Genomic DNA, 26,403 nt, shown 5'->3' on the forward strand with positions numbered 1-26,403 from the left:
GCTGCCTCGTCGGTACGGGGCTAGTTTTTGCCTCCGAACGGTCCGCCGAAGATGCCGCCACCGCCGTCATTGCCCCCGTTGCCGTTGCCGCCACCGCCACCGATGGTGGTCAGCGTCACGGTGGTGGTCTTCGGGTCGGACGGTGTCGGCGCCTGCGGGTCCTGCTTGATCACGCGGGAGTTGTCGTCCTGCGGACTGCCGCCGGCGACCTGGATGTTGGTGAAGCCGGCCTGCTGGAGCGCCTGCTTCGCATCCTTCAGGGTCTGGCCGACCACACCCGGAACCGGTGTCTGAGCCCCTGCCTTGCCGACCGTGAGGGTCACCGTGGACTTCTCCTCGGCCTTGGTGTTGCCCTCCGGGCTCTGGCCGATCACCTTGCCGACCTGGTTGGGGTCGGTGACTTCCTGCTCGCTCTTGGCGACCTGGAAGCCCAGGTCCTGCAGCTGCTGCTGGGCCGCCTGGAAGTCCTGGCCCTTGACGTCCGGGACGTTCTGCTTCGGGCTCGCCGCGGCGATGGACAGCGTGATCTTGGTGCCCTTGGTCCGCTGGGAGTTCGCGTTGGGGTCCTGATCCGCGACGGTACCGGGGTCACGGTCGGAGGTCACGGGCTTGCTCACGATGTTGGTGAAGCCCTTTTCCCGGAGGTCCGAGCGCGCCTGGTCCTCGGTCAGACCCGTCACACTGGGAACCGAGATCTTCTGCTGGCCCGTGCACAGCTTGACGGTGATCGTGGAGTTCTTGTCGATCTGACTGCCGGCCGTCCGATCCTGCTCGGTGATCTGGCCCTTCTTGACGTTGTCGCAGGACTTGCGGCCTCCCTCGGCGACCTTGAAGCTGCCGTTCCTGCCGGACGCCTCGGCTTCCTTGAGGGTCTTGCCGACGAGGTTGGGGACCGGCGTCGTGCCGCCCTTGTTGCTGTTGGTGAACATCGCCTTGCCGATGAAGATCGCACCGACCAGGACGAGGATGGCCGCCAGCACCAGCAGGATCGTCGAGGTGTTGCTCTTCTTCTGGCCGCCACCACGGCGCCGGTCGCCGCGGTCGTCGTAGCCGTAGCCCCCGTCGTCCGGGTTCATCGGCGGGAGCATGGAGGTCTGGCCGGCCGGGTCCTGCGGCCGCAGCATGGTGGTCGGCTGGTCCTGGTCGTAGCCGGCCGCGCCCATGGCGGAGGCCGCCGCGACCGGCTGGCCGTCCAGCGCCGCCTCGATGTCGGCCCGCATCTCGTCGGCCGACTGATAGCGGTAGTCCGGGTCCTTGACCAGCGCCTTCAGGACGATGGCGTCCATCTCCGGCGTGATCTCGGGGTCGAAGTTGCTCGGCTTCTGCGGCTCCTCGCGGACATGCTGATAGGCCACCGCGACCGGCGAGTCACCGACGAACGGCGGCCGCACGGTGAGCAGCTCGTAGAGCAGACAGCCGGTGGAGTACAGGTCGGAGCGGGCGTCGACCTGCTCGCCCTTGGCCTGCTCGGGCGAGAGGTACTGCGCCGTGCCGATGACCGCAGCGGTCTGCGTCATCGTCATACCGGCATCGCCCATCGCGCGGGCGATACCGAAGTCCATGACCTTGACCTGGCCGGTGCGCGTCAGCATGACGTTGGCCGGCTTGATGTCGCGGTGGACGATGCCGGCCCGGTGGGAGTACTCCAGCGCCTGGAGGACACCGGTGGTCATCTCCAGCGACCGCTCGGGCAGCAGCTTTCTTCCGGAGTGCAAAAGCTCACGCAGCGTGGAGCCGTCGACGTACTCCATGACGATGTACGGGATCGAGACACCGTCGACGTAGTCCTCGCCGGTGTCGTAGACCGCGACGATCGACGGATGGTTCAGCGAGGCGGCCGACTGGGCCTCACGGCGGAACCGGGCCTGGAAGGACGGATCACGGGCGAGGTCCACCCGTAGCGTCTTCACAGCTACGGTGCGGCCCAGGCGGGTGTCATGCGCGAGGTACACCTCGGCCATGCCACCGCGGCCGAGCACCGAGCCCAGCTCGTACCGGCCGCCGAGGCGACGCGGCTCTTCCATAAGCTTCTCCAGCCCTCTCCGTCAGTCCCGACCGCACCGGTGTGTGGTCCGGCGGTGTGCTGTCCGGGCATACCGTACCCGGCACGCCGTACCCGACCGGGCCGGAGCCGCAACCTGATACGTGACCGGTATTGGCATGACCCGAGTCACTTCTCGCCTTCGAGTACTGCCTCCATGACGCGCTTCGCGACCGGAGCTGCAAGCTTTCCGCCGGCGATGTCGTCGCGAAGAGTGTCGGATCCCTCAATGACGACGGCGACCGCGACGGGGGTGCCCTTGTCGGTCTTCGCGTAGGAGATGAACCAGGCGTACGGGTTGTCCTTGTTGTTCTCGCCGTGCTGCGCGGTACCGGTCTTACCGCCGACTGTGACGCCGGGGATCTGGGCGTTGGTTCCCGTGCCCTGCTTGACCACGGTCTCCATGATGCTCTGGACCTTGTCGGCGTTCTCCGGGCTGAGCGGCCGGCTCATCTCCTGCGGCGTGTGCTGCTGGACGACATTGAGGTTCGGCGCGACCAGCTGGTCGACCATGTACGGCTTCATCAGCTTGCCGCCGTTGGCGACCGCCGAGGCGACCATGGCCATCTGCAGCGGCGTGGCGCGGTTGGAGGCCTGGCCGATGCCCGCCATCGCGTTCTGCGGCCGGTTGTCCTCGGGGAAGATGCTCTCCGAAGCGCGGACCGGAGTGTTGATCCCCGGGTCGTTGAAGCCGAACTTCTCCGCCTCGGCCTTCATCTTCTTGTTGCCGAGGTCCGCGCTGACCTTGCCGAACACCGTGTTGCAGGAGTAGCGCAGCGCCTGACGCAGGCTGGCGTTCTCGCAGGGGATGTTGCCCTCGTTCTGCAACTTGAGGCCCGAGGTGTCCGGGAGCGTGTACGGCAGCGGCGAGTTGGTCTTGGAGTCGACGTCGTTGTAGAGCCCGTTCTCCAGCGCCGCCGAGGCCGTGACGACCTTGAAGGTGGAGCCGGGCGGGTAGGTCTGGCGCAGCGCCCGGTTGAGCATCGGCTCGTCGGGGTCGCTCTTCTTCTGCAGCGCGCTGTACTCCTTGGCGTCCTTGTCGCTCATCCCCGCGAAGGTGGACGGGTCGTAGGACGGGGTGCTGGCCAGGGCCAGGATCGCGCCGGTCTCCGGGTTGATCGCGGCGACCGCGCCCTTCTGGTTGCCGAGGCCGTCGAAGGCGGCCTTCTGGGCCTTGGCGTCGAGGGTGGTCACCACGTTGCCGCCCTTCTGCTTGCCGCCGGTGAACATGTCGACCGTGCGGCTGAAGAAGAGCCTGTCGTCGGTGCCGGTGAGGATGCCGTCGTTGAGCTTCTCGAGCTGGTTGGCGTCGAAGGCCTGCGAGGCGTAGCCGGTGACCGGCGCCCACATCTTGCCGTTCTTGTACGTGCGCTTGTACTTGAAGTCGCCGCTGTCGGTGGTCGTGGAGCCGGTGATGGCCTTGCCGTCGACGATGATGTTGCCGCGCGGTGTGCTGTAGCGCTCGATGGCGACCCGGCGGTTGTGCGGGTCGTTCTTGAGCGAGTCACCCTGGACGAACTGCACCCAGTTGACGCGGACGAGCAGAGCGAGGACGAGCAGGCCGCAGAAGATCGCGACCCGGCGCAGGGGCTTGTTCACGGGCGGACCACCTGGGTCATCTCGGCGTCGGTGGACGGGGCGGGTGCCGGCGCCGGACGACGCGCCGTGTCGCTGATCCGGAGCAGGATGGCGACCAGTGCCCAGTTGGCGATCACGGACGAGCCACCCTGGGCGAGGAACGGCATCGTCATACCCGTCAGCGGGATCAGGCCCGTCACACCACCGGCGACGACGAAGACCTGCAGGGCGAAGGCGCCGGAGAGGCCGATCGCCAGCAGCTTGCCGAACGGGTCGCGGGCGGCCAGCGCCGTACGGATACCGCGCTCGATCAGCAGGCCGTACAGCAGCAGGATGGCCATCAGCCCGGCGAGCCCGACCTCCTCACCGACCGTGGCGAGGATGTAGTCACTCTTCGGCGCGATGCCCAGGATGAGGCGGGAGTAGCCCTGGCCCATACCGGAGCCGAGGATGCCGCCGGAGCCGAAGGAGTACATCGCCTGGGCGGTTTCGGTGACACCGCCGTTGGCCAGCTCCAGCGGGTTGAGCCAGTTGTGGACACGCGTCTGGACGTGCGACTCGAACGTCGCCACCGCGACCGCGCCGCCGGCGCTGAGCAGCAGACCGAACACGATCCAGCTGGTGCGCTCGGTGGCCACGTACAGCATCACGACGAACAGGCCGAAGAACAGCAGCGAGGTACCCAGGTCGGTCTCGAAGACCAGGATCATCAGGCTCAGCGCCCAGATGACGAGGATGGGTCCGAGGTCACGGCCGCGCGGGAGGTAGAGCCCCATGAAGCGGCGGCTGGCCAGCGCCAGCGCGTCCCGCTTCACCATCAGATAGCCGGCGAAGAAGATCGCGATGATGATCTTTGCGAACTCACCGGGCTGCAGCGAGCCGAGGCCCGGAATCGTGATCCAGATCTTCGCGCCGTTCACACCGGGGAAGAACACCGGCGCGACCAGCAGCACCAGCGCGACCACCATCGAGATGTAGGTGTAGCGCTGCAGGACGCGGTGGTCCTTGAGGAAGATCAGGATCGCGAGGAAGAAGGCGACGCCGAGGGTCGACCACATCAGCTGGTTGGGCGCCATCGCCTTGCCGAGCGAGGGCTCCTGGTCCAGCCGCCAGATGAAGATCAGTCCCAGCCCGTTGAGCAGGGTGGCGATGGGCAGCATCAGCGGATCGGCGTACGGCGCCCACTTGCGGACGACGAGATGGGCGACGCCGGCCAGCAGACCCAGGCCGAGGCTGTAGCCCAGGACACCGGCCGGAACCGAACCGTCCTTCGCCAGACCGACGTTGACGTACGCGAACACCGGAATCAGCACCGCGAAGACGAGCATCGCCAGTTCGGTGTTGCGGCGGCTCGGGGCTCCGATGGTGCCAATGGTGGTGGTGTTGGTGGTGCTGCTCATGAGATCTACGGCCCCCTACGCCCTCACTGCTGGGTGCTGCAATTTTTTTCCAGCTGCTTCTGCTCCTCGGAGGGGGCGGCCTGGCTGGTGCTGGGTGTGGGTTTCGGAGTTACGGTCGCCGCCAGCGTGCCGGCCGCACCGGTGCCGCTGTCGTTACCCGTCTTGCCGGTGGAGCCGGGCCGGGTGCTCGGCGTGCCGGACTTCGACGGGGTACCGGGCTTGGACGGGGTGCCTGGCTTGGATGGTGTGCCGGCCTGGCCCTTGCCCGGGTGACGCGCCGCCTCGCGTTCGGCTGCCTCCCGCTGCTCCTTAGTACGGCAGGCATTGGCCTGGTTGTTCAGTTCGGTGACTTTTTCGCCGGCCTGCGTACGGCTGTCGACCGCGATCGTCTCCTTGACCTGGTTGCGCTGGTACAGCGGCAGGTACTTGAGTTCGATCTCGGGATGGTCCTCGTCCACGTCGTTGAGCTTTATCCACGCGAGGTCCTGGCTGATGCCCCGGTAGAGCGCGATGTGGTTGTCCTTGGCGCCGACGAAGTACTGGGTCTGCGTCCAGTTGTAGCCCGCGTAGCACCCGCCGCCGACGACGGCCAGCGCCAGCGCGATGAACAGCGACCGCTTGAGCCACCGCCCGCGCCGGCGCGGCTTGACGAAGTCCTCGTCGATGAACGCGCCGAACGAGCCCTGCGGCGGCCCGCCGACCTCGTGCTCACCGCTGCCGGGTGGCCCGAAGGCACCACCGGGCGCGGACGGCTGCCCGCCCGGCCGGCCGAGCTCGGCGGCCCGCGCGGCAGGGGTCTGCAGCGTGCTCGGGTCGCTGAGCTGGTGCTGGTTCTCCGCGACGGCGCCGACGATGACCGGGGTGTCGTTGAGCTGGCCGGCCATCGTGTCGTTGCCGTCCACGTCCAGGACGTCGGCGACGATGCACGTGATGTTGTCGGGTCCGCCACCGCGCAGGGCGAGCTGGATCAGCTCCTGCACGGTCTCGTGCGGCCCGTGGTAGCTGGCGAGGGTCTCTTCCAGCGTCTGGTGACTGACCACCCCGGACAGTCCGTCCGAGCAGATCAGATACCGGTCGCCGGCCCGCACCTCGCGGATGGACAGATCGGGCTCGACGTGGTCGCCGCTGCCCAGCGCACGCATCAGCAGCGAGCGCTGCGGATGGGTGGTGGCTTCCTCTTCGGTGATCCGGCCCTCGTCGACCAGCCGCTGCACCCAGGTGTGGTCCTGGGTGATCTGGGTCAGCCCGCCGTCGCGCAGCAGATACGCACGCGAGTCACCGACGTGGACGAGGCCGAGCCGCTGCCCGGTCCACAGCAGGGCGGTCAGGGTCGTGCCCATGCCCTCCAGCTGGGGGTCCTCCTCGACCATCTCCCGCAGCTGGTCATTGGCGCGCTGTACGGCCGTGCCCAGGGAGGTGAGGAGGTCGGAGCCGGGGACGTCGTCGTCGAGCTGGACGAGCGTGGAGATCACCTCGGAGGAGGCGACCTCACCGGCGGCCTGGCCGCCCATGCCGTCGGCGATCGCGAGCAGCCGTGGCCCGGCGTAGCCGGAATCCTCGTTGCCCTCGCGAATCATGCCCTTGTGCGATCCGGCGGCGAAGCGCAGTGACAAGCTCATGTGCACCTCACCCGTCGGCTCGGGGTACAGCCGGTCTCGTCGAGCCACACTGCCCACCCTCCGGTCGGGAGCACGCCCGGGTCCGCCGAGTGGACCGCCGCGGCTCGCTCGCTCCGCTCGCTCATTGTCGTACTACTTCCGCAGCTCGATGACGGTCTTGCCGATGCGGATCGGGGCTCCCAGCGGAATCGGTGTCGGGGTCGTCAGTCGGGTCCGGTCCAGGTACGTGCCGTTGGTGGAACCGAGATCCTCGACGATCCACTGGCCGTCACGGTCCGGGTAGATCCTGGCATGCCTGCTGGACGCGTAGTCGTCGTCCAGCACGATCGTGGAGTCGTGTGCACGGCCCAGCGAGATGGTCTGGCCTTGGAGGGCGACGGTGGTGCCCGTCAGCGATCCTTCGGAGACCACCAGCTTGGTGGGCGCTCCGCGCCGCTGACGGTTGTTGCCGCGGCCGCCTTCCTGGCGGCGCTGCTGTTGCTGTGGCGCCGCAGCCTGACGCTGCGTACGCGCTTCCTGTCCGCCGCGCCGGGCGGCACCGCGCTGTGTGACGCGCGTGCCGAACAGATCGCTGCGGATGACCTGAACGGCCACGATGACGAACAGCCACAGTACGGCGAGGAAACCCAACCGCATGACCGTGAGGGTCAGCTCTGACATTGCCCCCGCTTCACCCTTCGGCTTGCCGGTAAACGATGGTGGTACTGCCCACGACAATCCGCGAGCCGTCGCGGAGATTAGCGCGAGTGGTGTGCTGCCCGTCTACCACGATGCCGTTCGTGGAACCCAGATCCTGGATCATGGGGGGCGTTCCGACCCGGATCTCACAATGACGCCGGGAGACACCCGGGTCGTCGATCCGTACGTCAGCGTCGGTGCTGCGGCCCAGCACGAGCGTCGAGCGCGAGATCTGGTGGCGGGTGCCGTTGATCTCGATCCAGCGCCTGGTCTGCGCGTGGGGCTGCGGTCCTGCACCGGGCGGTGCCGCACGGGGTACGGGCTGTGCGCCGCCGGGGGGCGGGGACGAAGGCATGGGGGGCGGGCTCACGTGGCCGCCGCCGGGACGGCCGCCACTGGGCGCCGCGGCGCGCTGGGGAGCCGCCGGCCCGGGCTGGTCCTGGGACGAGCTGGAGGCGAGCGTGCGGCTGCGGACGCGGTACAGGCCGGTGTCGAGATCGTCGGCCTTCTCCAGATGGACCTTGATCGAGCCCATGAAGGTGTAGCGCTGCTGCTTGGCATAGTCGCGGACCATGCTGGAGAGCTCGTCGCCGAGCTGCCCGCTGTAGGGGCTCAGCCGCTCGTAGTCGGGGGTGCTCAGCTCGACGATGAAGTCGTTGGGGACGACCGTGCGGTCGCGGTTCCAGATGGTGGCGTTGTTGTCGCACTCGCGCTGCAGCGCGCCGGCGATCTCAACGGGCTGCACCTCGGACTTGAACACCTTGGCGAAGGTGCCGTTGACGAGACCTTCGAGACGCTGCTCGAAACGCTTCAGTACTCCCACGGGGCACCTCCTTCCTCAGTCTTCGTCGGGGTCGTCCTGATCGAGTCGCCCTGATACTGCTTACTGATCGTATCCACGCGTCGGGAAATCGGCTGGTTCCCCTTTCCCGCCTTGAGGACGAGTGTCGCCCCTCACAGGGTTGCCCGGTGCTTGCTTGCTCCTTGCCCACTGCTCGTGCACTGCGATCGTAGATGTGCCCCGAAGACAGTGTCCCGCAACCGCCGACCAGTCCCGCCGGGCGGGGGCCGGAGTCGGACATGGCGCGTGCGCCGGCCCAGTCCGGCCGGCAGGGAGGCGGGCCGGGTGGGACCCCGCTCCTGTTTGCGGCTACCGCGAGTGTGAACCCTTTGGGCAGTGCTCGGCGAATGTCCGAGGCACGACGGGGTGCGGCCCGGGTTGCCGCGGGCCGCGGACCGGCGAAAAGGCGTGTGAAGGCACCCCCGTCAGCGTGCTAGTGTTCTGGATGTCGGAAGGCGCTCGCACAAGACCCGGACAGACAGCCCGGATCATGTGAGAACATCAACCGGCAGCACCCATGCGCGGGTGGCGGAATAGGCAGACGCGCTGGATTCAGGTTCCAGTGCCCGAAAGGGCGTGGGGGTTCAACTCCCCCCTCGCGCACAGATGAGACCCCCGGTCTTCGGAGAAATCCGGAGACCGGGGGTCTTTCGTTGTGTGCGTCACGCTGTTGTGTATGTCACGGGTTCAGGAGCGGGCGCCTTGGGGCGGCGTCAGCGGGGCGTCGGCGCGTGGGCGTCGGCGCGGAGCCTGCTCCGCCGGCTGCTTGGTGGGGACGGCTTGGGGGTTGAGGGTCCTGCGGGCTTGAGGGGTACGTCACATGCGCGGCCGGTGAGGGCTTCGCTGCGACTTCTGTTGCCCTTCGTGACGTACCCGTCACCCTGCGAATCCATTGCGGCCCCTCCGCCCCTCTGGCCACCGCGAGCGCCGCTCCTCCTCCTTGACCTCCGGCCCGGCCGTACGGGACGTGCGAGGCAACCGGCCGTGCAAAACGGGGAGTTGGAGTCGGGCGGACGGCGCGAGGCGGGCGCCGCGGTGGGGCGGCGCCCGCCTCGTGTGGCGGTGCGGGGCCGGGTGAGGCCGTGTCAGGCGGCTCTCCCCGGAAGGGGCCGGCTCAGGCGGCGAAGCGGGCGACGAGGGCCTTGGCCTTGGCTGCCGCGTCCTCGTGGGCCTTGTCGCGGGAGGTCTCGTACAGCGGGACGAGCTCGGCCATCGCCGGGTTGTTGGGGGCCATGGTCAGCTCCGGGACGATGAAGTCGACGTCGAGCCCCAGCCCGCCGTTGAGCACGGCCTCCAGGTAGTTCTGGACGTACTCGAAGGACTCACGGGGCGTGCCCGGCGCATACGAGCCGCCACGGCTGGCGACGACGGTGACCGGGGTGCCCTTGGCGGACGGCTGCTCGCCCGCCGTACGACCCATGATGATCACCTGGTCGAGCCACGCCTTGAGCGTGGAGGGAATCGTGAAGTTGTACATCGGTGCGCCGACGACGATCGCGTCCGCCTGCTCCAGCTCCTCGGCCAGCTTCACACGCAGCGCGAAGGCCGCCTGCTGCTCGGGGGTGTGGCCGGCTGGGTCGGAGAAGGCGGCGGAGGCGCCGATGCCGTCGAGGTGCGGCAGCGGGTCGGCGGCCAGGTCGCGGTGGATCACGGTGCCGTCGGGGTGCTGCTCCTCCCAGGCCTTGCGGAAGGCCGCGGTGACCGAGCGGGAGGCGGAGCCGCCCTCGGGAAAGACGGAGGAGTCGATGAGCAGAAGCGTGGCCATGGGGATCGGTCCTTCGGTACGCGGCCGGGCGGTGCGCGACCACTGGTTGAATTCCGTACGTCACTATTAATAGCACAGGAGCTTACTTTTCTGCAGTAGCCAACGGGAGGGCGGTACTCTGGCTGTATGGCGGACCAGGGTGAGGCGATGTGCAGGCAGGTCGACGACGGCATGACGCGCGTCTTCGAGCTGTTCGGGAAGCGCTGGACGGGGCTGATCGTCGCCACCCTGATGCCGGCCCCGGTGCACTTCGCCGATCTGCGGCGGGCCATCCCCGGAATCAGCGAGCGCATGCTCTCCGACCGCCTCATGGAGCTGGCGGCGACCGGTCTGCTCGTACGCGAGGTGGATCCGGGGCCGCCGCTGCGCGTCTCCTACCGGCTGACGGAGGCCGGTCTCGCGATGGAGCCCGCGCTCAAGGAGCTGGCGAGCTGGGCGGAGACCTATCTCGCCGATGGCGGGCAGTGTCCGGAGCAGTTCCGGAAGTAGGAGTAGGCGGGAGAAGCAGGGCGGGGAAGGCGGCGGGTGGGGGCCGGGCGGCTCCGGTGGCGGGTGCTTCGGGGGTGGGTGCTCCGGTGGTGCTCAGGGGCAGGCGCTTCCGGCGGTGAGCGGGGGCAAGTGCCCCGGCGGTGAGTGGGCGGTCGTTCGGCGGCCGCTTTCGTGTGGGTGTCGGTGGCTGCGTCCGCTCGGTTGTCCTATCCCAGTCGTTCCTGGGTGGCGTTGTAGCGCAGCAGGTATGTGGCGAAGCGGTCGAGGTCGTCCTCGTCCCAGTCGGCCAGCCGCTCCCGGAACGCCTTGCGGCGGCTGGCGGTGGTGCTGGCGAGCACCTGGGCGCCCTTCTCGGTGGGGTGCAGCACCTGGACGCGGTGGTCCTCCGGGTCGACGCGGCGCTCGACGAAACCGAGCTTCTCCAGTGCGGCGATCTGCCGGCTGACCGTGGACTTGTCCAGGAGGTAGTGCGCGGCGAGGTCCGTGGCACGGCATCCGTGCTGGTCATCGAGGTGCGCCAGCAAGGTGTAGGAGACCAGTGACAGCTCGGGGTGCATCCGGGCGGCGGTCGCGCGGGCCCGGCGGGCGAACGCGGTCATCTCCTGCTGGATGGTCTCGACGGAGTCGTCGCGGTGAGCCACGGGTTGCCTTTCGTAGGGGTAGTTGTATAGTACAACGTGCATTGAGAGTTGTATTAGCCAACTACTGGTCGTCAGTAGTGGCGACAGCTGAGCCCGACGAGCTGAGAAGGCCTGCCCCATGAGTACGGTCCGACGTCCCGACCACCGAAGCGAGCAGCACGGCGGCCACCGTTCCGCGCGCTCCGCCCACTCCGCCGGGCTGCGTCATGTGCTGACGCACCTGATCACGCCGCTGCTGATGTGCATCGGGATGGGGCTGGCGTACCTGGGGGCCTTCGCGAACCCCGCGCCGCATCACCTGCCCGTCGCGGTCGTCGGATCGGGCCGGAGCGCACAGCTGCTCGCCCAGTCGATCAACGACAAGGCGGACGGTGACCTGGAGGTGCGGACCGTCGGCGACCGGTCGGCGGCGGTCGAGCGGCTCAAGCACCAGGACATCTTCGGCGCGTATGTGGTCCACGCGCAGGGTGCGACGAAGGGTGCGGCCGGTGCCGGCGGGGCTGCGGGGAGCTCGGCGAAGCCGGCGCCCGAGCTGCTGGTGGCGACCGCCGGTTCCGACACCAGCGCTTCCGTCGTGCAGAAGGTCTTCACCCCGATCGCGGCGCACCAGGGCGCTCCGCTGAAGGTCACGGACGTGGCGCCGACGGCCGAGGACGACCCGACCGGTCAGGGCATCTTCTTCCTGCTGGTCGCGATCAGCATCGGCTCATACGCCTCGGTCGCGGTGATCGGCGGTGCCGGGGCCGTGCTGCCGATCCGGTTGCGGGCGGTGCTGGCGATCGGCACGTCCTTCGTCGTCAGCCTCATCGGGGCGGCGTTCGCCGGTCCGGTCTTCCACCTCGTCGACCACGGCCTCAGGGGACTGTGGGGCATGGCCTGGCTCTACTCCGCCGGCATTCTGCTGATCGGCACCGGCTTGCACACCTTCCTCAAGCGCTGGACCACGCTCGGTGTGATGGCCCTCTTCGTGATGCTCAACTTCACGTCCTCCGGCGGGATCTTCCGGCCGGAGATGCAGAACGGATTTTTCGCGGCGCTGCACTCCTTCTGGAACGGTGCGGGCTTCGTGGAGGGCACCCGCAGCCACGTCTACTTCGACGATTACGGCCTGTCGGGACACGCCTGGACGCTGGTGTGGTGGCTGATCGCTGGTCTGCTGACGGTCGGGGTGGCGGCGCTGGCCGAGAAGCGGCGGCGTACAGCGGAGGCGGAGGCGGCGGCCAATGCGGCGGCGGTGGCGGCAGCTGCGGTGGCGGCGACGGTGCCGGAGCCGATGCCGAGGCGGGGGAGCCGGGCAGCGCGGGCGGAGCGGATGGCAGGGGGCGCGGGGGCGGACGCGAGCGATGGGGCTGGGGGTGTGGACGCGGCTGGGGCTGCGGAGGCGGATGTGGAGATGGAGATGGAGGAGGCTGTGGGGGTGTAGGGGTTGATCGGGGTGGCGTAGGTCGGTGGATGGGGTGCCTGGGGGCTGGTGGGGTTGGCTGCCTGAGCGCCTGAGCGCCTGAGCGCCTGAGCGCCTGGTGTCCGGTGTCGCGCGCTTCTGGTGCCTTGTGTCCGTGGACAGCGTCCGGGAGGCGACAGTGCCGCCGTGTGCCGTGTCTCGCTGTGTTCCGTGCCCCTTCCGGCCTTGCATCGCCGGGAGGGGCACGGAGATGTCTGGGAGGGGACGAAGAGGGGGGAGGGAGCTGACAGCTCGGAGCGCTCCGCGTGCTTGGGCCGGGAGCGACCGAGGTCCGGAGGTTCCGATGTTCGGAGGTTCCGGGCTTTCGTGGTTCGGGGGTTCCGTGGTGTGGAGATCCGGAGAGTTATCCACAGGCTCTGCAGGTTGTGACGGGATCTCGGTAACGTCATTGCTCGTCAGCGGGCCGGGTTCGCTCGGCGAGCTGATGGATGCAGCGGACAAGAACACAAGAGCGCAGGTCGTGAAGGGGGAGGTGGCCCGCTATGCCGCGTGTGCCGTACGTACCGGGGTTTGCGAGGGTGGAGGCGCAGGGACCGTCGCCCAAGGCCGCCGGGCGGGCGTTGCGGGGGAGCGTTCCGCGTGCCGAGCAGGCCGCACTGTCGATCGCGGCCGGGCGGCCGGACGCGGTCACGGCGGTCGAGCAGTCCAACGCCGGCCGGCTGCCCGAGCTGACGCCGATACGGGTCGGCCGGATGGCCGCGAGCCCCTTCGCCTTCCTCCGCGGCTCTGCGGGCCTGATGGCGTACGACCTGACGGGCAGCCCCGTCACCGGCATCGGCACGCAGATCTGCGGAGACGCCCACGCCGCCAACTTCGGACTCTACGGCGATGCCCGCGGCCAGCTCGTCATCGATCTCAACGACTTCGACGAGACCTTGTACGGGCCGTGGGAGTGGGATGTGAAACGGCTTGCGACATCGATGGTGCTGGCAGGCCGGGAGGCGGGGGCCGGCGAGGACGACTGCCGCAAGGCGGCGCAGGACGTGGCGGGCGCGTATCGGCGCACGATGCGGCTGCTGGCGAAGTTGCCGGTGACCGAGGCGTGGAACGCGATCGCCGACGAGGCGCTGGTCTCGCACGCTGACGCCAAGGATCTCGTCGGGACGCTGGAGCGGGTCGCGGACAAGGCGCGCAAGAACACCAGCGCGCGGTTCGCGGCAAAGGCGACGGAGGCGACGCCGGACGGCGGCCGTCGGTTCGTGGACGCTCAGCCGGTGCTGCGGCGGGTGCCGGATGCGGAGGCGGCAGCCGTGGCCGCATCCCTCGCCGGCTATCTGGAGACGCTCCCCGACGACCGGCTGCCCCTGATGGCCCGGCACGCGATACACGACGTGGCCTTCCGAGTGGTCGGCACGGGCAGCGTGGGCCTGCGGTCGTATGTGGTGCTGCTCTTGGACCACCAGGGCGAGCCGCTTGTCCTGCAGGTGAAGGAGGCGCGGCCCTCGGTGCTGGTGCCGTTCGTGGCGAAGGCCGGTTTCCCGGTGCCGCCGGTGGTGCACGAGGGACGCCGGGTGGTGCTCGGGCAGCGGCGGATGCAGGTGGTCAGCGACATTCTGCTGGGCTGGACGACGGTGCAGGACGCGGCCTCGCCAGGTGGCGGCGCGACCGTGGAGAACGGCCGGCGGGAAGGAATGGCCTTCCAGGTCCGCCAGTTCAGAAACCGCAAGGGCAGCGTGGACCCGGCGCAGCTGTCCGGCGATCAGATGGATGACTACGCCCGCATGACGGGAGCTCTCCTGGCCCGAGCCCATGCGCACAGTGCCGACCCGCGCCTATTGGCCGGCTACTGCGGCAAGAACGAGGAACTGGACGAGGCGATCGCGAACTTCGCGGTGTCTTACGCGGACCGCACGGAAGCAGACCATGCGGAGCTGGCAGCAGCAGTGAAGAACGGGCGGATCCCGGCAGAGACGGGGGTGTGAGGGAGGAGGCGCTCGGGCGTCCGGCCGGGTGCGGGAGGCCGGAGCGGCGGGCTTGGGAGCACGGCCGGATTCGGGGGGCCGGAGTAGTGGGGGAAGGAAGTCTGCGGGTGCAGGAAGGCTGACCCGGTCGGGGCTGTGGCGCGGCGGCCCCCTGCCTGGAGTGGTGCGCGGGGGTGTGGTGGCCGGCGGGAACGGGGCGGCCCGCGGTGTGGCTGCCGGCGGGAGTGCGAGGCCTGCGGCGTGCCGACCGTTGCGGTGTTGTCGTGACGGCCTACGGACCGTTGACGCGTGCCACGAGCGTGGCGTGGCGGCGAACTGGAACTGGTCCGGGGCGGTCTGCGCCGTTGGCTGGCTGATTGGCCGGTCGACTGAGGGGGCGGGTGGGCTGGGGGGGGGAGGGGCCCCGGTAGGAGGCGATCGAATGGCCGTGGAGGGCCGGGCCCGGCGTGGGCCGTACGCTGACCGGGTGACGAACTCGCACGCGGAGAACACGCAGGACGGTCAGCACCGACCGGACGTACCGGGCAGCCCGGACGCCCCGGCCGACCCGCAGGCACCGGACGCCCGCGGCGGCGGTCAGGGGCCCCAGCTCGGGCAGGACGGCGGCTCGGGAGATCGGATCGGGGGGCCCGAGGGGGCGGCGGATGCCGACCAAGGCGCTCAGGACGATCCGCCCACCGGCCAGGCCGGGGCAGGGACCGAGCCGGGCGCGCCGGGGCAGCAGGCGGCTCAGGACGAGGCGACCCGGCGGCTGGCGAAGGCGGTACTGGCCGCTGAGCAGGCGCTGATCGAGTTCGAGATCGCGGTGGAGACCTTCCGGGTGGAGGTGGAGAACTTCTCCCGCCTGCACCACCAGCGGCTCGGCCCCATGTACGCGCGGCTGGACGAGCTCGATGCGCAGATCGCCGAGGCGGTGGCGGCGCGTACGGGCGATCCCGAGGACGTCCGTAAGGCGCAGGAGGCGCGTGCCTCGGTGCTGCCGATGCCGGAAGTGGAGGAGCTGTTCCACGGCTGGATGGGGTCGGACGGCCTGTTTCCTGAGGCGCAGGCGATGCTCACCGAGCAGTCGGTGCGGCCGCCGCAGAAGGTGCGGCCCAGCGAGGAGGCTCGCAAGGTCTACCGCGACCTGGTGCGGAAGGCCCATCCCGACCTGGCGCGGGACGATGCGGAGCGGGCACGGCGGGACGAGTTCATCGCGCGGGTCAACGCGGCGTACGGCCAGGGTAACGAGGCCGTGCTGCGGGAGCTGGCGCAGGAATGGGAGGCCGGTCCCGCGCCGGCCGAGGAGCGGCTCAGCGAGAGTGAGGAGCTCTACGCCCGGCTGGAGTGGCTGGCCGAACGCAAGGAACTGCTGGCTGCCGTGGCCTCCGAGCTGGAGGAGAGCGCGATCGGCGCGATGATCAAGATGGCGCCGGGGGACCCGGACGCCCTCCTGGACGAGATCGCCGAGAAGCTGCTCGCCGATGTTGCGGAACGCGAGACGTACCTCGCGCAGCTGGTCGGGTAGCGTCGGGACCATGCAATTTGGTTCTGTGCCCACGGTCGGTGTCGACGCTCTCACGTCGGAGGACTTCCTCCTGGACGTGCGTGAGGACGACGAGTGGGAGGCGGGGCACGCCGAGGGCGCGTTGCACATCCCGATGAGCGAATTCGTCGCCCGTTACGGGGAGTTGACCGAGGCAGCCCCTGCGGACGGCAAGGTGTACGTGCTGTGCCGGGTCGGTGGGCGCTCGGCACAGGTGGCTCAGTATCTGATGCAGCAGGGCATCGACGCGGTGAACGTCATGGGCGGCATGCAGGCCTGGGAGGCCGCCGGTCGCCCTGTGTCGGATGGCAAGGGTGGCTCGGGGGCGGTCATCTAGCCGGGAGCCCGGGAGCCCGGGAGCCCGGGAGCCGGGGAGCCCGGGAGCCGGGACGGCTGGGTTGCGCTGCTCGGTGTCAGTAGCTCGTCGGGCTGCGGTCCAAAGGGCGTCGGAGGTCGTTGGAAGGCCGTGGTCGTCGTCATCAGGCATCCGTCCCCGTCCGTCTCCCTCTGACCTGGCCTGTCGGCGGAGGCCCGTCGGATGATCGACGGAGGCCCCGCATCGGTTGATCTACGACCGGGACCACCTGACGACTGACCTGATGTCCCGAGTCCGCAGAATCCGGGCCGACTGCCGACTGCCGACTGCCGACTGCCGACCGCTGGCGCGGCCGGGCAGGCAGCGGCCGCCAACGCAGGCCTTGAAACCCGTTGCCGCAGCAACGGACACCCGCTGTGCCTTCCCCCCCGCTCCCGCCTCAGCGCAGCGGATGTGCCGCGAGCAGGTCGCCGAGGGCCTCCTCGTGGGCGGCGGCGGGGCCGAGGGAGAGCTCCAGCTGTTTGGCCCAGGCGTGGTAGCGGTGCAGCGAGTAGTCGGTGTCGGCGCCGAAGCCGCCATGAAGATGCTGGGCGGTCTGGACGACGCGGCGTACGCCCTCGGAGGCCCAGATCTTGGCGACCGCGACATCCCCGGCGGGCGGTAGCGGGCCGTCCGCGTCGGTGGTGATGCGCCAGGCGGCTTGCCAGAGCGTGGCCTCCATGGCGCGTAGGTCGATGAAACGGTCGGCGGCCTGGACGGCGACGGCCTGGAAGGTGGCCACCGGGAATCCGAACTGTTCGCGCTTGCCGGTGTAGTCGCTGGTCATGGCGAGGACGCACTCTCCCAGGCCCAGGGCGAGTGCACAGGTGCCGGTGGTCAGAACATTGCGCAGCGACTCCCAGGCGGCCGGGGCGGTGATCGTTTCCCGGGTGCTGAGGCGTACGGAATCCAGCCGGATCTCGGCGAGGCGCTCTCCGGTCGTGGATACCTGGTCGTCGAGCGTGACGCCCGGATGCGTGCGGGGGACGAGGGCGAGTACGGCGTGGCCTTCGGGGGTGTGGGCGGGGAGCAGGATCCGGTCCGCGGTCTGGGCCCAGGGGACGGCTGTCTGGATCCCGTCGAAGATCCAGTCGGCACCCTCTTGGCGTGCGTCAACGGCGAGTTCGGCCGGTTCGTGGCCGGTGCGGCCGGCGGTGGCGACGGTCACGACGAGGTCGCCGGCAGCAATCCGGGGGAGCGCTTCCGCACACAACTCGTCGGCCCCGTAACGCTGGAGGGTGAGCGCGGCGGCGCCGGACTCCAGCAGTGGCACTCGTGCCAGCACCTTGGCCGACTCGCGGAGTACGAGGCAGAGCGCGATCGGGTCCAGGCCCGCGCCGCCGTGCTCGGGCGCGATCGGCAGGCTCAGCAGGTCGGCGTCGGCGAGCTTGCGCCACAGTGTGCGGTCGAAGTCGTCGGCGACCGCACCAGGGGTGAGCGCCGGGCTGGGCACGGTGTCCGGAGCGACCCCCGAGAAGACGGCCCTGGCCGCTTCGACGGCGGCCTGCTGCTCCTCGGTGAAGGTGAAGTCCATGGCTCTGTCCTCCCGCGCGGCGCCTCGAACTGACGATGCGTCAAGGTAGAACAGGTTCCAGGAATTGGGAATGGCGGAAGCGGTGGAAAGGGGAGGGAGTTGGGCCGTGGGGGCGCCTACCGGGCACGTCCGGCAGCGGCCACAGCCGTCGGACCGACTCGGCTTCCATTGCCGGCTCGTCCGGCTCGGCGACCGGCGACCGGTAGCCGGCCGCCTGTGGCCTGTGGCCCCGGTCCTGGTGGGAGCCCGCACGGCGAACGGCGTGGTGTCGGTGCCCGGCTCGTGGGGCCGGGCACCCGCCCGGATCCGTTCTATCGGTCGAAGTCCAGCTCGACCTTCTCCGTGACCGGGTGGGACTGGCAGGCCAGGACGTACCCCGCGTCGACCTCGTCGGACTCCAGGGCGAAGTTGCGGTCCATACGGATCTCGCCCGAGACCAGGAAGGCGCGGCAGGTGCCGCAGACGCCGCCCTTGCAGGCGTACGGGGCGTCTGCGCGGTTGCGCAGGACTGCCTCCAGCAGCGACTCGCTGTCGTGGACCGGCCAGGTGCCGGAGCGGCCGTCGAGGGTGGCGGTCACGGTGCTGTGCGCGGGGACGGCGGCGACGGGGGCGGTCGGGGTGCCGTTGTCGACGTGGAAGATTTCTTCGTGGATGCGGGTGCGGGGGACGTTGAGGGCACGGAGGGCGCGTTCGGCGCCCTGGACCAGGCCGTAGGGGCCGCAGAGGTACCAGCCGTCGACGGAGTCGATCTTCAGGAGCGCGGGCAGGAGGGAGCGGAGCCGGGGCTCGTCCAGCCGGCCGGAGGGCAGGCCGGCTTGTTGTTCCTCCCGGGAGAGGGTGTGGACGAGCTGGAAGCGCTGGGGATAGCGGTCCTTGAGGTCGGCCACCTCCTCCAGAAACATCGTCGATGCCGCCGTGCGGTCGCTGCGGATGAGGCAGAAGTGGGCGTCCGGCTGCCGGTCGAGCAGGGTGGAGACGATGGACAGCACGGGGGTGATGCCGCTGCCGCCGACGATTCCGACGAAATGTCCGGGACGTGGTTCGAGGGTGAACCGGCCCGCCGGGGCCATCACTTCCACCGTGTCGCCGACGGTCAGTTCCTTGAGCGCGTAGGTCGAGAAGGCGCCGTCCTCGACGAGGCGGATGCCCACCCGCAATACGGGCCGGCCGGTGGCCGGGGTGCAGATGGAGTACGTACGGCGGATCTCCTGGCCGTCGACGGATCTGCGCAGCGCGATGTGCTGTCCGGGGGTGTGCCGGAAGGTCGTGCGCAGCTCGGGCGGGACCGCGAAGGTGACGGCCACCGCGTCGTCCGTGAGCCGCTCGATCTCCCGGACCTGGAGCGGGTGGAACATCACAACTCCTTGAAGTGGTCGAAGGGTTCGCGGCAGGACTCACAGCGGCGCAGTGCCTTGCACGCCGTGGAGGAGAACCGGCTCAGCAGGGTGGTGTCGGTCGATCCGCAGTGCGGGCAGCGGATGGCGAGGTCGACGGCGACCGGTCCGCCGGCCGGTCCCGTGGGGCGTGGGGGTGCGATACCGAATTCGGCGAGCTTGCGGCGGCCCTCGACGGTGATCGCGTCGGTGGTCCACGGCGGGCTGAGGACCGTTCGGACCTCGACCTCGGGTATCCCGTGGTCGTGCAGCACTTGCTCGATATCGGCCGACATCGTCTCGATGGCGGGGCAGCCGGTGTAGGTGGGGGTGAGCCGCACCTCGACCCGGCCGGGGGCCGTGAGCTGGACCCCGCGCAGCACGCCCAGTTCGGCGAGCGTGAGTACCGGCAGCTCGGGGTCGGGAACGGAGCCCGCCAGCGCGAGCAGTTCCTCTTCGAGGGCGGTGGTGGTCACCATGCCGCCCCCGGGTGGCTGCGGTGGAGGTGCTGCATCTCGGCAAGCAGCCGTCCGAACGATTCGGTGTGCAGGCCCTGGCGGCCCGCGCCGGCCGCCCAGGCGCCGTGCCGGGGTCCTTCGGGGACGGTGAGGGTGGCTTGCTCCAGGGTGGCGGTGATGCGTGCGGTCCAGCTGTCGTGCAGGGCCGGCCAGTGCACCGTTTCCAGTCCTTCCACCGGCTCGAACAGTTCGCCGGTGAAGCGCCACAGGGCGTCCAGGGCGCGTTGCATCCGGGCGTGGCTCTCGTCCGTGCCGTCGCCCAGGCGCAGCGTCCACTGATGGGCGTGGTCGCGGTGGTAGGCGACCTCCTTGACGGCCTTCGCGGCCAGCGGCGCCAACTCGCTCTCGGCTGTGGCGAGATGGCCGAACAGCAGCTCCTGGTAGGTGGAGAAGTAGAGCTGCCGGGCGATGGTGTGGGCGAAGTCGCCGTTGGGCTGCTCGACGAGCTGGAGGTTGCGGAACTGCCGCTCCTCGCGCAGATAGGCCAGCTCGTCCTCGTCACCGGCCAGGGAGAGCAGCACACGGGCCTGACCGAGCAGGTCCAGCGCGATATTGGCCAGCGCGACCTCCTCCTCCAGGACCGGGGCGTGGCCGGCCCACTCGCCCAGGCGGTGGGAGAGGATCAGTGCGTCGTCCCCGAGGGGCAGGGCCGGGGTGGCGGTGACGTTCATCAAAGGTGATGCACCCCGTCCGGGATCTCGTAGAAGGTCGGGTGGCGGTAGGGCTTGTCACCGGCCGGCTCGAAGAAGGTGTCCTTCTCGTCCGGCGAGGAGGCGGTGATCTGTGCGGAGGGCACCACCCAGAGGGAGACGCCTTCCGAGCGGCGGGTGTAGAGGTCGCGGGCGTTGCGCAGCGCCATCTCGGCGTCCGGCGCATGCAGGCTGCCGGCATGGGTGTGGGAGAGTCCGCGGCGGCTGCGGACGAAGACCTCCCACAGGGGCCAGTCGGCGGGCAGGGCGGCCGCCTCCGCGGGGGCTTCGGTGGGGCGTGGTGTCGTCATCGGGTGGCCTCCCCGTGCTTGGCCGCGTGTGCGGCAGCTGCCTCGCGCACCCAGGCGCCTTCCTCATGAGCCTGCCGTCGGCGGCTGATCCGCTGTTCGTTGCAGGGGCCGTTGCCCTTGAGGACCTCGCGGAACTCGGCCCAGTCGATCGGGCCGAAGTCCCATTGGCCGCGCTCGTCGTTCCACGTCAGGTCCGGGTCGGGGAGCGTGAGCCCGAGGGCCTCGGCCTGGGGGACGCAGATGTCCACGAAGCGCTGGCGCAGCTCGTCGTTGGAGTGCCGCTTGATCTTCCAGGCCATGGACTGCGCGGAGTGCGACGACTCGTCGTCCGGCGGGCCGAACATCATCAACGATGGCCACCACCAGCGGTCCACCGCGTCCTGCGCCATGGCGTGCTGTGCCTCGCTGCCGCGGCTGAGGGCCAGCAGGAGTTCGTAGCCCTGTCGCTGGTGGAAGGACTCCTCCTTGCAGACACGGACCATTGCGCGGGCGTAGGGGCCGTACGAACACCGGCACAGCGGGACCTGGTTGGTGATCGCCGCGCCGTCCACCAGCCAGCCGACGGCTCCGACATCGGCCCAGGTCAGGGTGGGGTAGTTGAAGATCGAGGAGTACTTCTGGCGGCCGGAGTGCAGCTTGTCGAGCAGTTCGTCGCGGCCGGTGCCCAGGGTCTCGGCGGCGCTGTAGAGATACAGGCCGTGGCCGGCTTCGTCCTGCACCTTCGCCATCAGGATCGCCTTGCGGCGCAGGGACGGCGCGCGGGTGATCCAGTTGGCCTCCGGCTGCATGCCGATGATCTCGGAGTGGGCGTGCTGCGCGATCTGCCGCACGAGTGTCGAGCGGTAGGCGTCCGGCATCCAGTCCCGCGGCTCGATGCGTTCGTCCGCGGCCACAGTGGCGTCGAATACGGCCTCGCGAGCCGTCTCTTCCGGCGCGATCGTCGTCATGTGGTGCCCCCTCGCTCCCGACCGACCGATCGTTCGGTTCAATGGTGAGTGGGCGGACCCCGGGTGTCAAGCCTGTGGATAACCCGGGGAAGGGTGTGCCCGGTGCGGCCGCGTAGGTACGGTTCCGAAGCGGAGTCAGCCGCATGGTTTCTGGGAACGGGGCGGGAATGCAGTCATACGGGGACGAAACGCGGCCACTGTCCGCGCTCTCGCTGCCCTCGCGGATCGTCATAGGGGCGGCGGCCTGTGCCATCGCGGTCAGCGTCGCGATTCATCTCGCCATGATGTTCTTGCATGTCGCGCCGTCGAACACGCTCAGCAAACAGCAGGGCGCCCTGATCAGCGACTACGTCTACCCCGAGTACGAACAGAACTGGAAGCTGTTCGCACCCAATCCGCTCCAGCAGAACATCGCGGTGCAGGTCCGTGCACAGCTCCGCGCCGAGGACGGCGCCACGCGGACCACCGGCTGGACCGATCTGACCGCCCGCGACGGGCAGGCCATCCTCCACAACCCGCTGCCCAGCCACACCCAGCAGAACCAGTTGCGCCGCGGCTGGGAGCTCTTCCTCAACACCCACAACGCGCAGAACCGCCCCGTCGGCCTGCGCGGTGAGCTGTCCGAGCGCTATATCCGGCGGATCGTGACGCTCCGGATGGACGGCGAGTGGACCCAGGGCGGCGGCCGGGTCGAACAGGTCCAGGTCCGCTCGCAGACGACGGCGGTCCGCCCGCCGCCCTGGAGCTCCGAGAAGATCAGCGAAAAGCCCGTGTACCGCGTGCTGCCCTGGTGGCAGGTCACCGCCGACGACCTGCCCAAGGGGGCGAACAACCAGTGACGTCACCGACGCCCCACCACCCTCAGCAGACGCCGAGCGCACAGCAGGATCCGCACACCACGCAGCCGGCCGATGTGCCGCAGCAAGCGCAGGCACCACGGACGCCCGAGGAGCCCGCCCCCTACCAGGAGACCCGCATCGAGCGGGCCATCGGACGCGGCTTCGGTCGGGTCACCAGCCGCGCACTCGCCCCGTACCAGACCGCCGTGATCCGGATCGGCTTTTCGGCGACGTGGCTGCTGTTCCTGCTGCGCGAATGGCCGCATCGGGCGGTGCTCTACGGACCCGACAGCCCCTGGAACCTGGACATGGCGCGCCGGCTCCTGGCCGGCAATCACGCCTTCTCCGTACTCCCCTGGTCCGACAGCCGCGGCTGGTTCGAGTGCGTCTACCTCGTGGCCGTCGTGGCCAGCGCGCTGCTGATGCTCGGCTGGCGCACCCGCACCATGTCGGTGCTCTTCATGGTGGGCGTGATCTCGCTCCAGAACCGCAGCATCTTCATAGGGGACGGCGGCGACAACGTCATCCACCTGATGTCGATGTATCTCGTGCTGACCCGGTGCGGGCAGGTCTGGTCGCTGGACGCACGCCGGGCGAAGCGGGCGGCGGCCGCCGCGTACGCCTCCGGTGGGGAGGGAGCCGAGGGCGTCCCCGCCGTCTCCCGCGACCTGCCCGGCGTCATCCTGTGGTCCGTGCTCGGCCTCGTGCTGGCTGTCGCCCAGCTGAGCGGCAACTACGGCCTCGGCTGGTCCGAGGGCGGCCCGTTCCCGCACATCGGCTGGAGCCTGGTGCTGTGGGGTCTGTGGCTGGCGCACGGCCTGTGGTGGGCGGTGCAGCGCTACGCGCCCGGCGAGCCGCGCATCGTCCTGGACACCCTCGCCAAGCTCGCCCACAACGGCGCACTGCTGGTGATCGTGATCGAGGTCTGTCTGATCTACGCCACCGCCGGCTGGTACAAGATCCAGGGCTCACGCTGGCAGGACGGCACCGCGGTCTACTACCCGATGCACCTGGACTACTTCTCGCCCTGGCCGGCGCTGTCCGAGCTGCTGGGCAGCAACGGCGTGATGGTCATGCTGATCACCTACGGGACGGTGATCGTGCAGGTCGCCTTCCCGTTCACGCTCTTCAACCGCCGGCTGAAGAATGTGCTGCTGGTCGCGATGATCTGTGAGCACCTCTCGATCGCGTTCCTGCTCGGACTGCCGTTCTTCTCGCTCGCGATGGTCGCAGCGGACGCGGTCTTTCTGCCGACGAACTTCTTGACCTGGCTCTCCGCGCGCCTCTCCGGCCTGCGCGAACGGCTCTTCCCGCGTGGCGGTGAGGCGCGGCCGGCCGACGGGACCGAGGGCGGTGAGCCGGAGGCCCGTACGGGGCACGGCGGCGATGGCCATACGCTCGTGGGGTGAGCAGCGAGAAAACCGCCCCCGTCGAGCCCCTCCAGTACGACGAGGGGTACGGGACCCAGATCGGTGTCGGACCGCATCCTGAGCCTTGGCCCCAGGACGACCGACTGGACCCCGAGCTGCTCGCGCACGGTGACCGGCGCAATGTCGTCGACCACTACCGCTACTGGACACGCGAGGCGATCGTCGCCGACCTCGACACCCGCCGCCATGACTTCCATGTGGCCGTCGAGAACTGGGGCCACGATTTCAACATCGGCTCGGTCGTACGGACCGCGAATGCGTTCCTGGCCAAGGAGATCCATATTGTCGGGCAGCGCCGCTGGAACCGCCGCGGCGCGATGGTGACCGACCGCTACCAGCACGTCCGTCACCACCCGGACACCGCGGACCTCACCGCCTGGGCGGCGGCCGAGGAGCTGCCGATCATCGGGATCGACAATCTCCCCGGTTCCGTGCCGCTGGAGACGACCGAGCTGCCGCGGCGCTGTGTCCTGCTGTTCGGCCAGGAGGGGCCGGGGCTGACCGAGGAGGCGCGCCGGCATGTCTCGCTGGTCTGCTCGATCGCGCAGTTCGGCTCGACCCGCTCGATCAATGCGGGGGCCGCGGCCGCCATCGCGATGCATGCCTGGATCGGCCGCCATGCGCGGATCGAGGGGCCGGACGGCCTCTGACGGAGCCCGTGCCCCGTCGGCCGCCCGGCGCGGGGCCCGGGAGAGCGTCCCGTGCCCCGGCGCCCGCATCCGTCACGCCGGCCGTCGCACCTCCACCGTCCGGAAGCGGTTGGCCACGAAGGCGCCGTCGCACAGCGCCGCATTGGCTGCCGGGTTTCCGCCCGAGCCATGGAAGTCCGAGAACGCCGCGGTCTGGTTCACATAGACCCCGCCGGTCAGATTCAGCGACAGCTGGGCGCACTCCTCCAGGCAGGCCGCCTCCACCAGCTGCTCGACCTCGGCGGAGGTGGTGTACGCGCCGACCGTCATGGCGCCCTTCTCGCGGACCGTGCGCCGCAGCAGATCCACCGCGCCGGCCGCGGAATCGACGGCCACCGCGAAGGACACCGGGCCGAAGCATTCCGACAGATAGGCCGCCTCGGAGTCCGGTTTGGCGCCGTCGAGCTTGACGATCACCGGCGTCCGGACCGTGGCCCCGGGGAACTCGGGGTTGGCTACCTCACGGGAGGCCAGTGCCACCTCGCCGAGCCCGGCAGCGGCGTCGATGCGCTCCTTGACCTGCGGATTGACGATGGCGCCCAGCAGAGCGTTGGCCCGTGCATCGTCGCCCAGCAGCCCGCTCACCGCGCCCGCGAGATCGCGGACCACCTCGTCGTACGACTTCGGACCGGCGTCCGTGGTGATGCCGTCGCGCGGGATCAGCAGATTCTGCGGGGTGGTGCACATCTGGCCGCTGTAGAGCGACAGCGAGAAGGCGAGGTTGCTGAGCATGCCCTTGTAGTCATCGGTGGATTCGATGACGACGGTGTTGACGCCGGCCTTCTCCGTGAAGACCTGCGCCTGCCGGGCGTGCGTCTCCAGCCAGTCGCCGAAGGCGGTCGAGCCGGTGTAGTCGATGATGCGGACCTCGGGGCGGACGGCCAGCGTCTTGGCCAGGCCCTCGTCCGGCTTGTCCACGGCCAGGCACACCAGGTCGGCGGGGAAACCCGCCTCGCTGAGCACCTCGCGGGCCACCTTGACGGTCAGCGCCAGCGGCAGCACGGCGCGCGGATGCGGCTTCACCAGCACCGGGTTGCCGGTCGCCAGAGAGGCGAACAGGCCCGGATAGCCGTTCCACGTCGGGAAGGTGTTACAGCCGATCATCAGGGCGACGCCCCGCGGCACGGCCGTGAAGCTCTTGGCCAGCTCGAGCGGGTCGCGCTTGCCCTGCGGCTTGGACCACGGCGCCTGCTCCGGGAGGCGGGCCTGCTCGGCGTACGCATACGCCACCGCCTCCAGGCCGCGGTCCTGGGCATGCGGGCCGCCCGCCTGGAACGCCATCATGAAGGCCTGGCCGCTGGTGTGCATCACGGCCTGCGCGAACTCATGGGTCCGCGCGCTGATCCGGGCCAGGATCTCCAGACACACCGCAGCGCGCGTCTCGGGGCCGGCGTCCCGCCAGGCGGGGAGCGCGGCGCGCATGGCCGGGAGCAGCACGTCCACGTCCGGATGCGGATAGGCGATGTCCAACTTCAGGCCGTACGGCGAGACTTCCTCGCCCGTCCAGTCGTCCGTGCCGGGCTGGTCGAGCTCGAATCGCCGGCCGCGCAGCGCCTCGAAGGCGGCCAGGCCGTCGGGCGCGGCGGTCTCGCCGTAGGCCTTCGGGTGCTCGGGGTGCGGGGACCAGTACGCGCGGGTGCGGATCGCCTCCAGCGTCTGGTCGAGGGTCGGGCGGTGCTTCTCGATCAACTGCGCTGCGGTCATTTCGGCGGCCATCGATGACCAACTCCTCGTCGAGCTGGGCGGAGAGTGGATAA

General features: G+C 69.7%; 23 protein-coding genes and 1 tRNA gene. 9 read left to right on the forward strand and 15 right to left on the reverse strand.

The genetic code is table 11. From position 1 onward, the window contains the following. Positions 1-20: 20 nt before the first annotated feature. The 6 genes from pknB to ACGFWI_RS04125 form a co-directional block, all read right to left on the reverse strand. The gene (gene pknB, locus ACGFWI_RS04100) at positions 21-2,024 is read right to left on the reverse strand and encodes a Stk1 family PASTA domain-containing Ser/Thr kinase (protein ID WP_393904321.1); all 2,004 of its coding nucleotides are present in this window, start codon (positions 2,022-2,024) and stop codon (positions 21-23) included. A 146-nt stretch (positions 2,025-2,170) separates the two neighbouring features. After that, a complete protein-coding gene (locus tag ACGFWI_RS04105) occupies positions 2,171-3,640 on the reverse strand; it encodes a peptidoglycan D,D-transpeptidase FtsI family protein (RefSeq protein WP_393904322.1) in 1,470 nt (489 codons plus the stop codon). Beyond that, the gene (locus ACGFWI_RS04110; RefSeq protein WP_393904323.1) at positions 3,637-5,019 is read right to left on the reverse strand and encodes an FtsW/RodA/SpoVE family cell cycle protein; all 1,383 of its coding nucleotides are present in this window, start codon (positions 5,017-5,019) and stop codon (positions 3,637-3,639) included. The genes ACGFWI_RS04105 and ACGFWI_RS04110 overlap by 4 nt, the downstream gene beginning before the upstream one ends. A gap of 23 nt (positions 5,020-5,042) precedes the next feature. Next, on the reverse strand, positions 5,043-6,638 hold the full coding sequence (locus ACGFWI_RS04115; protein ID WP_393904324.1) for a Stp1/IreP family PP2C-type Ser/Thr phosphatase: 1,596 nt from the start codon (positions 6,636-6,638) through the stop codon (positions 5,043-5,045). Between the two features lie 132 nt (positions 6,639-6,770). Then, positions 6,771-7,298 (reverse strand): FHA domain-containing protein, encoded by a 528-nt coding sequence (locus ACGFWI_RS04120; protein ID WP_393904325.1) that lies wholly within the window; start codon positions 7,296-7,298, stop codon positions 6,771-6,773. Between the two features lie 10 nt (positions 7,299-7,308). After that, positions 7,309-8,139 (reverse strand): FhaA domain-containing protein, encoded by an 831-nt coding sequence (locus ACGFWI_RS04125; RefSeq protein WP_393904326.1) that lies wholly within the window; start codon positions 8,137-8,139, stop codon positions 7,309-7,311. 537 nt (positions 8,140-8,676) lie between these two features. On the opposite strand from ACGFWI_RS04125, the gene ACGFWI_RS04130 reads away from it, so the two are divergent. Continuing rightward, positions 8,677-8,760, forward strand: a tRNA-Leu gene (locus ACGFWI_RS04130). Between the two features lie 511 nt (positions 8,761-9,271). On the opposite strand, the gene ACGFWI_RS04135 is transcribed toward ACGFWI_RS04130, so the two are convergent. Continuing rightward, the gene (locus ACGFWI_RS04135) at positions 9,272-9,922 is read right to left on the reverse strand and encodes an FMN-dependent NADH-azoreductase (protein ID WP_393904327.1); all 651 of its coding nucleotides are present in this window, start codon (positions 9,920-9,922) and stop codon (positions 9,272-9,274) included. Between the two features lie 126 nt (positions 9,923-10,048). Here ACGFWI_RS04135 and ACGFWI_RS04140 point away from each other — a divergent pair, with 126 nt between their 5' ends. Further along, positions 10,049-10,411, forward strand: a complete 363-nt coding sequence (locus ACGFWI_RS04140; protein ID WP_393904328.1) for a winged helix-turn-helix transcriptional regulator — start codon at positions 10,049-10,051, stop codon at positions 10,409-10,411. A 206-nt stretch (positions 10,412-10,617) separates the two neighbouring features. Here ACGFWI_RS04140 and ACGFWI_RS04145 read toward each other — a convergent pair whose 3' ends face one another. Beyond that, the gene (locus ACGFWI_RS04145; RefSeq protein ID WP_393904370.1) at positions 10,618-11,052 is read right to left on the reverse strand and encodes a MarR family winged helix-turn-helix transcriptional regulator; all 435 of its coding nucleotides are present in this window, start codon (positions 11,050-11,052) and stop codon (positions 10,618-10,620) included. Positions 11,053-11,170: 118 nt separating this feature from the next. On the opposite strand from ACGFWI_RS04145, the gene ACGFWI_RS04150 reads away from it, so the two are divergent. From ACGFWI_RS04150 to ACGFWI_RS04165, 4 genes are all read left to right on the forward strand, one after another. After that, on the forward strand, positions 11,171-12,475 hold the full coding sequence (locus ACGFWI_RS04150; protein WP_393904329.1) for an ABC transporter permease: 1,305 nt from the start codon (positions 11,171-11,173) through the stop codon (positions 12,473-12,475). 521 nt (positions 12,476-12,996) lie between these two features. Then, positions 12,997-14,436 carry a DUF2252 domain-containing protein gene (locus tag ACGFWI_RS04155; protein WP_393904330.1) on the forward strand — a complete coding sequence of 480 codons (1,440 nt, stop codon included), beginning with the start codon at positions 12,997-12,999 and terminating at the stop codon, positions 14,434-14,436. A gap of 466 nt (positions 14,437-14,902) precedes the next feature. Further along, the gene (locus tag ACGFWI_RS04160) at positions 14,903-15,943 is read left to right on the forward strand and encodes a J domain-containing protein (RefSeq protein WP_393904331.1); all 1,041 of its coding nucleotides are present in this window, start codon (positions 14,903-14,905) and stop codon (positions 15,941-15,943) included. A gap of 10 nt (positions 15,944-15,953) precedes the next feature. Continuing rightward, a complete protein-coding gene (locus ACGFWI_RS04165) occupies positions 15,954-16,298 on the forward strand; it encodes a rhodanese-like domain-containing protein (RefSeq protein ID WP_393904332.1) in 345 nt (114 codons plus the stop codon). Positions 16,299-16,716: 418 nt separating this feature from the next. On the opposite strand, the gene ACGFWI_RS04170 is transcribed toward ACGFWI_RS04165, so the two are convergent. The 6 genes from ACGFWI_RS04170 to paaA all read right to left on the reverse strand — a co-directional run bounded on the left by ACGFWI_RS04170 (position 16,717) and on the right by paaA (position 21,688). Continuing rightward, on the reverse strand, positions 16,717-17,850 hold the full coding sequence (locus ACGFWI_RS04170) for an acyl-CoA dehydrogenase family protein (protein WP_393904333.1): 1,134 nt from the start codon (positions 17,848-17,850) through the stop codon (positions 16,717-16,719). A 311-nt stretch (positions 17,851-18,161) separates the two neighbouring features. Further along, the gene (paaE, locus tag ACGFWI_RS04175) at positions 18,162-19,205 is read right to left on the reverse strand and encodes a 1,2-phenylacetyl-CoA epoxidase subunit PaaE (RefSeq protein WP_393904334.1); all 1,044 of its coding nucleotides are present in this window, start codon (positions 19,203-19,205) and stop codon (positions 18,162-18,164) included. Further along, positions 19,205-19,702 carry a 1,2-phenylacetyl-CoA epoxidase subunit PaaD gene (gene paaD / locus ACGFWI_RS04180; protein WP_393904335.1) on the reverse strand — a complete coding sequence of 166 codons (498 nt, stop codon included), beginning with the start codon at positions 19,700-19,702 and terminating at the stop codon, positions 19,205-19,207. Before paaD ends, paaE begins: the two co-directional genes overlap by 1 nt. After that, positions 19,696-20,412 carry a 1,2-phenylacetyl-CoA epoxidase subunit PaaC gene (paaC, locus tag ACGFWI_RS04185; protein ID WP_393904336.1) on the reverse strand — a complete coding sequence of 239 codons (717 nt, stop codon included), beginning with the start codon at positions 20,410-20,412 and terminating at the stop codon, positions 19,696-19,698. Before paaC ends, paaD begins: the two co-directional genes overlap by 7 nt. Further along, positions 20,412-20,741, reverse strand: coding sequence for a 1,2-phenylacetyl-CoA epoxidase subunit PaaB (paaB, locus tag ACGFWI_RS04190; protein WP_393904337.1), 330 nt, complete (start codon positions 20,739-20,741; stop codon positions 20,412-20,414). The genes paaC and paaB overlap by 1 nt, the downstream gene beginning before the upstream one ends. Beyond that, on the reverse strand, positions 20,738-21,688 hold the full coding sequence (gene paaA / locus ACGFWI_RS04195; protein WP_393904338.1) for a 1,2-phenylacetyl-CoA epoxidase subunit PaaA: 951 nt from the start codon (positions 21,686-21,688) through the stop codon (positions 20,738-20,740). Before paaA ends, paaB begins: the two co-directional genes overlap by 4 nt. Before the next feature lie 167 nt (positions 21,689-21,855). On the opposite strand from paaA, the gene ACGFWI_RS04200 reads away from it, so the two are divergent. The 3 genes from ACGFWI_RS04200 to ACGFWI_RS04210 are packed head-to-tail and all read left to right on the forward strand — an operon-like array spanning position 21,856 to position 24,607. Continuing rightward, positions 21,856-22,527, forward strand: a complete 672-nt coding sequence (locus ACGFWI_RS04200) for a DUF5819 family protein (protein ID WP_393904339.1) — start codon at positions 21,856-21,858, stop codon at positions 22,525-22,527. Beyond that, positions 22,524-23,936 (forward strand): HTTM domain-containing protein, encoded by a 1,413-nt coding sequence (locus ACGFWI_RS04205; protein ID WP_393904340.1) that lies wholly within the window; start codon positions 22,524-22,526, stop codon positions 23,934-23,936. Before ACGFWI_RS04200 ends, ACGFWI_RS04205 begins: the two co-directional genes overlap by 4 nt. After that, a complete protein-coding gene (locus ACGFWI_RS04210) occupies positions 23,933-24,607 on the forward strand; it encodes a TrmH family RNA methyltransferase (RefSeq protein WP_393904341.1) in 675 nt (224 codons plus the stop codon). The genes ACGFWI_RS04205 and ACGFWI_RS04210 overlap by 4 nt, the downstream gene beginning before the upstream one ends. A 72-nt stretch (positions 24,608-24,679) precedes the next feature. Here ACGFWI_RS04210 and paaN read toward each other — a convergent pair whose 3' ends face one another. Next, complete coding sequence (gene paaN / locus ACGFWI_RS04215) at positions 24,680-26,362, reverse strand: phenylacetic acid degradation protein PaaN (protein ID WP_393904342.1); 1,683 nt, start codon at positions 26,360-26,362, stop codon at positions 24,680-24,682. Between the last annotated feature and the right edge of the window lie 41 nt (positions 26,363-26,403).

Origin of the sequence: Streptomyces sp. NPDC048434 (genome assembly GCF_043200375.1) — a bacterium.
In the GTDB taxonomy this organism is placed as follows: Bacteria; Actinomycetota; Actinomycetes; order Streptomycetales; family Streptomycetaceae; genus Streptomyces.

Excerpts from the sequence above, each read along its gene's own strand:
- pknB (WP_393904321.1), bottom strand. The coding sequence starts at position 2,024 with ATGGAAGAGCCGCGTCGCCTCGGCGGCCGGTACGAGCTGGGCTCGGTG.
- ACGFWI_RS04110 (WP_393904323.1), bottom strand. The coding sequence starts at position 5,019 with ATGAGCAGCACCACCAACACCACCACCATTGGCACCATCGGAGCCCCG.
- ACGFWI_RS04115 (WP_393904324.1), bottom strand. The coding sequence starts at position 6,638 with ATGAGCTTGTCACTGCGCTTCGCCGCCGGATCGCACAAGGGCATGATT.
- ACGFWI_RS04120 (WP_393904325.1), bottom strand. The coding sequence starts at position 7,298 with ATGTCAGAGCTGACCCTCACGGTCATGCGGTTGGGTTTCCTCGCCGTA.
- ACGFWI_RS04135 (WP_393904327.1), bottom strand. The coding sequence starts at position 9,922 with ATGGCCACGCTTCTGCTCATCGACTCCTCCGTCTTTCCCGAGGGCGGC.
- ACGFWI_RS04140 (WP_393904328.1), top strand. The coding sequence starts at position 10,049 with ATGGCGGACCAGGGTGAGGCGATGTGCAGGCAGGTCGACGACGGCATG.
- ACGFWI_RS04150 (WP_393904329.1), top strand. The coding sequence starts at position 11,171 with ATGAGTACGGTCCGACGTCCCGACCACCGAAGCGAGCAGCACGGCGGC.
- ACGFWI_RS04155 (WP_393904330.1), top strand. The coding sequence starts at position 12,997 with ATGCCGCGTGTGCCGTACGTACCGGGGTTTGCGAGGGTGGAGGCGCAG.
- ACGFWI_RS04165 (WP_393904332.1), top strand. The coding sequence starts at position 15,954 with ATGCAATTTGGTTCTGTGCCCACGGTCGGTGTCGACGCTCTCACGTCG.
- ACGFWI_RS04170 (WP_393904333.1), bottom strand. The coding sequence starts at position 17,850 with ATGGACTTCACCTTCACCGAGGAGCAGCAGGCCGCCGTCGAAGCGGCC.
- paaE (WP_393904334.1), bottom strand. The coding sequence starts at position 19,205 with ATGTTCCACCCGCTCCAGGTCCGGGAGATCGAGCGGCTCACGGACGAC.
- paaD (WP_393904335.1), bottom strand. The coding sequence starts at position 19,702 with ATGGTGACCACCACCGCCCTCGAAGAGGAACTGCTCGCGCTGGCGGGC.
- paaC (WP_393904336.1), bottom strand. The coding sequence starts at position 20,412 with ATGAACGTCACCGCCACCCCGGCCCTGCCCCTCGGGGACGACGCACTG.
- paaB (WP_393904337.1), bottom strand. The coding sequence starts at position 20,741 with ATGACGACACCACGCCCCACCGAAGCCCCCGCGGAGGCGGCCGCCCTG.
- paaA (WP_393904338.1), bottom strand. The coding sequence starts at position 21,688 with ATGACGACGATCGCGCCGGAAGAGACGGCTCGCGAGGCCGTATTCGAC.
- ACGFWI_RS04200 (WP_393904339.1), top strand. The coding sequence starts at position 21,856 with ATGCAGTCATACGGGGACGAAACGCGGCCACTGTCCGCGCTCTCGCTG.
- paaN (WP_393904342.1), bottom strand. The coding sequence starts at position 26,362 with ATGGCCGCCGAAATGACCGCAGCGCAGTTGATCGAGAAGCACCGCCCG.